This is a genomic window from Streptomyces sp. ADI95-17 (genome assembly GCF_003846175.1).
Lineage (GTDB): Bacteria > Actinomycetota > Actinomycetes > Streptomycetales > Streptomycetaceae > Streptomyces > Streptomyces sanglieri.
Genome location: NZ_ML123048.1, coordinates 806,438 through 812,511 on the forward strand (window position 1 = coordinate 806,438; position 6,074 = coordinate 812,511).

Consider the following 6,074-nt stretch of genomic DNA (forward strand, 5'->3'; position numbering starts at 1 on the left):
CAGGTGGTCGGCCCCAGTTTCCCGCGGCGACATGGAAAACAATACCAGGGGTTCGGCGCGCCTCTCACCTGCGTTTCCGGTGGTCAGTGCGGCGCGTCGGGCGCACCCCGCACCACCCCTCGGCACTCGGCCCACCTCGCCCACGTTGCGTGGTCACGGATGCACGCACAGTCCGGACCAAGGGCAGGTCACGGCTTGCGAAAGTGCCGCACACCCTCTGGACACCACTCACCGGATGCGGGATAACAAAATCCATACAGTATTCGTCGACTGTATGCAATGTTCTTCTGCTTGTACCGCAGTACCGGACCGGCTTCCGCACTCCCCTACGAAGGGACAGGTATCGCCATGCCCGAGGACAGCCAGGAACTCATTTCCGGTGGGCATCTGGTCGCCAAGGCGCTGAAGGCCGAGGGGGTGGAGCGCGTCTACACCCTCTGCGGCGGCCACATCATCGACATCTACGACGGTTGCGTGGACGAAGGCATCGACGTCGTGGACGTACGGCACGAGCAGGTCGCCGCCCACGCCGCCGACGGGTACGCCCGGATCACCGGCAAGCCCGGCTGTGCCGTCGTCACCGCCGGGCCGGGGACGACCGACGCCGTGACGGGAGTGGCGAACGCGTTCCGGGCCGAGTCGCCGATGCTGCTGATCGGTGGGCAGGGTGCGCGAAGCCAGCACAGGATGGGGTCGCTCCAGGACCTGCCGCACGTCGAGATGATGTCGCCCGTCACCAAGTTCGCGGCGACCGTGCCGGAGACCTCACGTGCTGCGGACATGGTGTCGATGGCGTTCCGCGAGTGCTACCACGGGGCGCCCGGACCGTCCTTCCTGGAGATTCCGCGCGATGTGCTGGACGCCAGGGTGCCGGCGGCCGGGGCCCGGGTGCCGGTGGCGGGGCGGTACCGGGCCTCGACCCGTACGGCCGGTGACCCCGAAGCCGTGGAAAGGCTCGCGGATCTCCTCGTACACGCCCGGAGGCCGGCGGCCCTGCTGGGCAGCCAGGTGTGGACGACACGGGCGACGGACAGTGCGGTGGAGCTCGTCCGCGCCCTGAACGTCCCCGCGTACATGAACGGGGCCGGCCGCGGCACTCTGCCGCCCGGCGATCCGCACCACTTCCAGCTGTCCCGGCGGTACGCCTTCTCCCGTGCCGATCTCATCGTCGTCGTGGGGACGCCGTTCGACTTCCGGATGGGGTACGGCAGACGGCTCTCCCCCGACGCCACCGTCGTGCAGATCGACCTCGACTACCGCACCGTCGGCAAGAACCGGGACATCGACCTCGGGATCGTCGGGGACGCGGGGCTGGTCATCGAGGCGGTCACGCAGGCCGCGAGCGGGCGGCTGAACGGTGGGGCGGCCGGGCGCAAGGCCTGGCTGGACGAACTGCGGGCCGCCGAGCAGGCAGCGATCGAGAAGCGGCTGCCCCGCCTGAAGTCGGACGCCTCGCCGATCCACCCGTACCGTCTGGTCGGCGAGATCAACGACTTCCTCACCGAGGACTCGGTCTACATCGGGGACGGCGGCGACATCGTCACCTTCTCCGGGCAGGTCGTGCAGCCGAAGTCGCCCGGTCACTGGATGGACCCGGGGCCGCTCGGCACCCTCGGCGTCGGCATCCCCTTCGTGCTGGCCGCGAAGCAGGCACGGCCCGACAAGGAGGTGGTGGCGCTCTTCGGTGACGGTGCGTTCTCGCTGACCGGCTGGGACTTCGAGACGCTGGTCCGCTACAACCTGCCGTTCATCGGCATCATCGGCAACAACTCCTCGATGAACCAGATCCGTTACGGCCAACGAGCCAAGTACGGGGACGAGCGCCAGCGGGTCGGCAACACCCTGGGCGACGTCCACTACGACGAGTTCGCCCGGATGCTGGGTGGTTACGGCGAAGAGGTCCGAGACCCCGCCGACATCGCCCCGGCGCTGCGCCGCGCCCGCGAGTTGGGGCTGCCTTCGCTGATCAACGTCTGGATCGACCCCGACGCCTACGCCCCCGGAACCATGAACCAGACCATGTACAAGTAGCAGAGGAGCCGTTGGCATGACCAGAGCTCTTGAGGGCGTGCGCGTCCTCGACATGACGCACGTACAGTCCGGACCCTCCGCCACCCAGCTGCTCGCCTGGCTCGGCGCGGACGTGGTCAAGCTCGAAGCACCGAGCGGCGACATCACCCGCAGGCAGCTGCGCGACCTGCCGGGCGTCGACTCCCTCTACTTCACGATGCTCAACTGCAACAAGCGGAGCATCACCCTCAACGTCAAGAGCGAGCGCGGCAAGGAGATCCTCACCGAGCTGATCCGCCGCAGCGATGTGCTGGTGGAGAACTTCGGCCCCGGCGCCGTCGACCGGACGGGGTTCACCTGGGAACGGATCCAGGAGATCAATCCACGTATCGTCTACACCTCCATCAAGGGCTTCGGCGAGGGCCCGTACACCGCCTTCAAGGCATACGAGGTGGTCGCCCAGGCCATGGGCGGCTCGATGTCCACCACCGGATTCCAGGACGGTCCACCGCTGGCGACCGGAGCGCAGATCGGTGACTCGGGAACCGGGATCCACGCGGTGGCCGGCATTCTGGCCGCACTGTTCCAGCGCGAGAGCACCGGACGCGGGCAGCGCGTCAATGTCGCCATGCAGCATGCCGTGCTCAATCTCTGCCGGGTGAAGCTGCGCGACCAACAGCGGTTGCAACACGGCCCGTTGGCGGAGTACCCGAACGAGGACTTCGGTGACGAGGTGCCACGCAGCGGCAATGCCAGCGGGGGCGGTCAGCCGGGGTGGGCGGTGAAGTGCGCACCCGGCGGACCCAACGACTATGTGTACGTCATTGTGCAGCCGGTGGGCTGGCAGCCGCTCTGCGCACTCATCGGACGCCCGGAACTGGCGGACGCCCCCGAGTGGGCGACGGCCGAGGCGCGGCTGCCCAGACTCGACAAGATGTTCCAGCTCATCGAGGAGTGGTCCTCGGCACTGCCCAAGTGGGACGTGCTGGAACAGCTCAACGCCCACGACATCCCCTGCGGTCCGGTTCTGTCCACCAAGGAGATCGTGGAGGACGAGTCGCTGGCCGCCAACGGGATGATCGTCCGGGTAGAACACCCCGAGCGCGGCACCTTCACCACGGTCGGCAGTCCGCTGAAGCTCTCCGACTCCCCCGTGGACGTGGTGACCTCACCGCTGCTGGGTCAGCACAACGAAGAGGTGTACACCGGTGAACTGGGCCTCGGCAAAGAGGAATTGCGGCTGCTGAAGACGGACGGAGTCATCTGAGTCATGGTCGGACCACAGGATCGTGAACGGGTACGGGGGCTGCTCGACTCCGTCCGGGCCGCCGGCCGCGAGGCGCTCACCGCGCCCGAGGGGCGGATCGTCGCCGAGGCGTACGGGATCGCGGTGCCCGGCGAGGAGCTGGCCCAGGACATCGACGAGGCGGTGGCGTGCGCCGACCGGCTCGGCGGTCCGGTCGTGCTGAAGATCGTCTCGCCGGATGTACCGCACAAGACGGACGCCGGCGGGGTCGTCGTCGGTGTGCGCGGTGCGCCGGAGGTACGGGCCGCGTTCCGCCGGATCATCGGGAACGTGCGGGCGTACGCGCCGGACGCCCGGATCGACGGGGTGCAGGTGCAGCAGGTGGTGCCGCCCTGGTGTTCGTCATTGTCGTGCTGGGGCTGGCCCAGTTCGGTGTGATCTGGGCCGGGCATGCGCGCAACGAGTGGCTGTTCCTGTTCTTCGCCTTCCTCTCCGGTTTCGGCGGCGGCGCCTTCTACCCGATGTTCGCCGCGCTGACCCCGGACTACTTCGGCGAGAACTACAACGCCACCAACTATGGCCTCGTGTACAGCGGAAAGCTGGTCAGCGGGCTGTTCGGCGGCGGTCTCGGCTCGATGGTGGTCGATGCCTGGGGCTACGACGGGGCCTACGCGCTCGCCGGCGGGATCTCCATGGTGGCGGCCTGCATCGCGCTGATGCTGCGGCAGCCGGGACACCGTGAGCACGGGCGCCGGCGGCCCTCCTCGCCGGTCACGGGGAGGGCCGTCGTGGGCGGGCGGTCCTAGCAGCCCTTGCGGCGCAGGGTGTGCAGGTAGGCGGCGGAGCGGCGGGCCGTGGTGAAGGAGTCCACTATCGGCTGGTCGTGCTCCACCTGCCAGTGGTGGTCGCGGCGGCCGCCGTGGGTCCTGGTGACGGCGGAGAGGAACTTCTTGTAGTCGATGTCGCCGTCCCCGACGTCGACCATGCGGTAGCCGTCGCGGGCCGCGATGTCGTGCTCGCCGTCCTTGACGTGGAAGAGCGGGTAGCGGTCGGGCTGCTTCAGTACGTAGTGCAGCGGGTCGAAGGTGTCGGGGGTGCCGTCGGCCCGCTTGCCGAACCGGAACTGGCCGACGTAGGCCCAGTAGATGTCCATCTCCAGGAAGACCAGATCGGGGTCGGTCTCGGCGAGCAGCACGTCGTAGAGGCGGACGTCTGGCCGGTCGGTGGCGAAGGAGAACTCCTCGGCGTGGTTGTGCTGGTAGAACTTCATGCCGCGCTCTCTGGCGGCGGCGCCGTAGGTGTTGAAGTCCGCGGCGGCGCGCTTCCAGGCATCGACCGTCGATCCGTAGCGGAACGGCCCCGAGGCGGTGCCGACGTGCTTGAGGCCGAGGGCCTGGGCGTCGTCGAGGACCTTGGTGAGGTTCTGCGCGAAGGTGTAGGCGTTGGCGTTGTTGTCGTCGTAGTAGCCGACGTGGCTGCCGATGCCCTTGAGACCGTGGTCGCGGGTGAGCTGCTTGAGCTGGGCGAGGGTGATGGCACCGGCCGAGCCCTGGGTGTAGCCGGCGTACTCGACCTCGTCGTAGCCGTACGCCGAGAGCTCGGCGAAGACCTTGTCGAAGCCGAGGGTCGAGACCTTGTCGCGGAGGGTGTAGAGCTGGATGCCGAGACGGCCGGGCGGCAGCAGAGGGTCGCCCTGGGGCCTGCCCTGGGCGGAGGCGGCCGGGGCGGCGGCGCCGAGCAGGGCGGCTGCGGTGGCTCCGGCCGCGACGCCGAGCATGGAGCGCCTGCTGAGCTTGTGGGCGAGTTCGGCGTCGACGGGGGTGCGGCGGCTCATGGGGGAACTCCTTCTGGGGGCGGGACGTTGTCAGTGCAGTCCGGCGAGTTGGAGCAGCAAGGACTTCACTTCGGTGGCCCGGACGGGGCCGGTGAACGCGTGGGGGGTGGAGCACAGGATGAGCGGACCTTCTTCGTCGCTCTGCGGAAGGCGGCCGTGGCTGCCGCGAATAGGTGACGGGTCCAACGGCACGACCGCCATGCGGTAGCGCATGCCCAGCTTCTTGCGGGCGACGGCCGTGGCCGCTTTGACCCGGACGTACGGGTCCTGGGGGTCCAGGAAGAGTTCGACGGGGTCGTAGCCGGGTTTGCGGTGGATCTCGACGAGCTGCGCGAAGTCGGGCGCGCGGGCGTCGTCGAGCCAGTAGTAGTACGTGAACCAGGCGTCCGGGTCCGCGACGGCGACCAGCTCGCCGGAGCGCGGGTGGTCCAGGCCGTGTGCCTTTTTGCCCTCGTCGTCGAGGAGCTGCTCAATGCCCTGGAGGTCCCGGAGGGCTTCGCGGGTGGCTTCGAGGTCCTCGGGGCGGCGTACGTAGATGTGGGCGAGCTGGTGGTCTGCGACGGCGAAGGCGCGGGAGGCCATCGGGTCGAGGTATTCCATGCCGTCCTGGGTGTGGACCTCCAGGAGGCCGGCGCGGCGCAGGGCCCGGTTGATGTCGACGGGCCGGTCCACGCGGGTGATGCCGTATTCGGAGAGGGCGACGACGGTGCGGCCCTCCCGGCGGGCGTCGTCCAGGAGGGGTGCCATGGCCCGGTCGAGTTCGGCCGCGGCCCGGTAGGAGCGCGGGTCGTCGGGGCCGTAGCGCTGGAGGTCGTAGTCGAGGTGCGGGAGGTAGCACAGGGCCAGGTCGGGGTGGCGGGTGTCGAGGATGTGCCGGGTCGCGTCGATGATCCACTGCGAGGAGACGAGGTCGGCACCGGGGCCCCAGAAGTGGAAGAGGGGGAAGGTGCCGAGTTTCTCGGTGAGTTCGTCGTGGAGGGCGGG

4 protein-coding genes and 2 pseudogenes are annotated in these 6,074 nt (G+C 68.9%); 4 read left to right on the forward strand and 2 right to left on the reverse strand.

Features of this window, described 5'->3' with window-relative positions:
* Positions 1–348: 348 nt before the first annotated feature.
* From EES42_RS26610 to EES42_RS26625, 4 genes and pseudogenes are all read left to right on the forward strand, one after another.
* Positions 349–2,031: a thiamine pyrophosphate-binding protein gene (locus tag EES42_RS26610; RefSeq protein ID WP_124720768.1), complete on the forward strand. Its 1,683-nt coding sequence runs from the start codon at positions 349–351 to the stop codon at positions 2,029–2,031.
* Between the two features lie 16 nt (positions 2,032–2,047).
* On the forward strand, positions 2,048–3,277 hold the full coding sequence (frc, locus tag EES42_RS26615; protein ID WP_124720769.1) for a formyl-CoA transferase: 1,230 nt from the start codon (positions 2,048–2,050) through the stop codon (positions 3,275–3,277).
* A gap of 3 nt (positions 3,278–3,280) precedes the next feature.
* Positions 3,281–3,646: pseudogene (locus EES42_RS26620) on the forward strand (acetate--CoA ligase family protein); the annotation flags it as partial.
* A gap of 2 nt (positions 3,647–3,648) precedes the next feature.
* Positions 3,649–4,062, forward strand: a pseudogene (locus EES42_RS26625) (MFS transporter); the annotation flags it as partial.
* On the opposite strand, the gene EES42_RS26630 reads toward EES42_RS26625, so the two are convergent.
* Positions 4,059–5,090 carry a sugar phosphate isomerase/epimerase family protein gene (locus tag EES42_RS26630; RefSeq protein ID WP_124720771.1) on the reverse strand — a complete coding sequence of 344 codons (1,032 nt, stop codon included), beginning with the start codon at positions 5,088–5,090 and terminating at the stop codon, positions 4,059–4,061. The pseudogene EES42_RS26625 and the gene EES42_RS26630 overlap by 4 nt on opposite strands.
* A gap of 30 nt (positions 5,091–5,120) precedes the next feature.
* Positions 5,121–6,074: nucleotide pyrophosphatase/phosphodiesterase family protein (locus EES42_RS26635; protein ID WP_241196594.1), on the reverse strand; the 954-nt coding region annotated here is incomplete at its 5' end.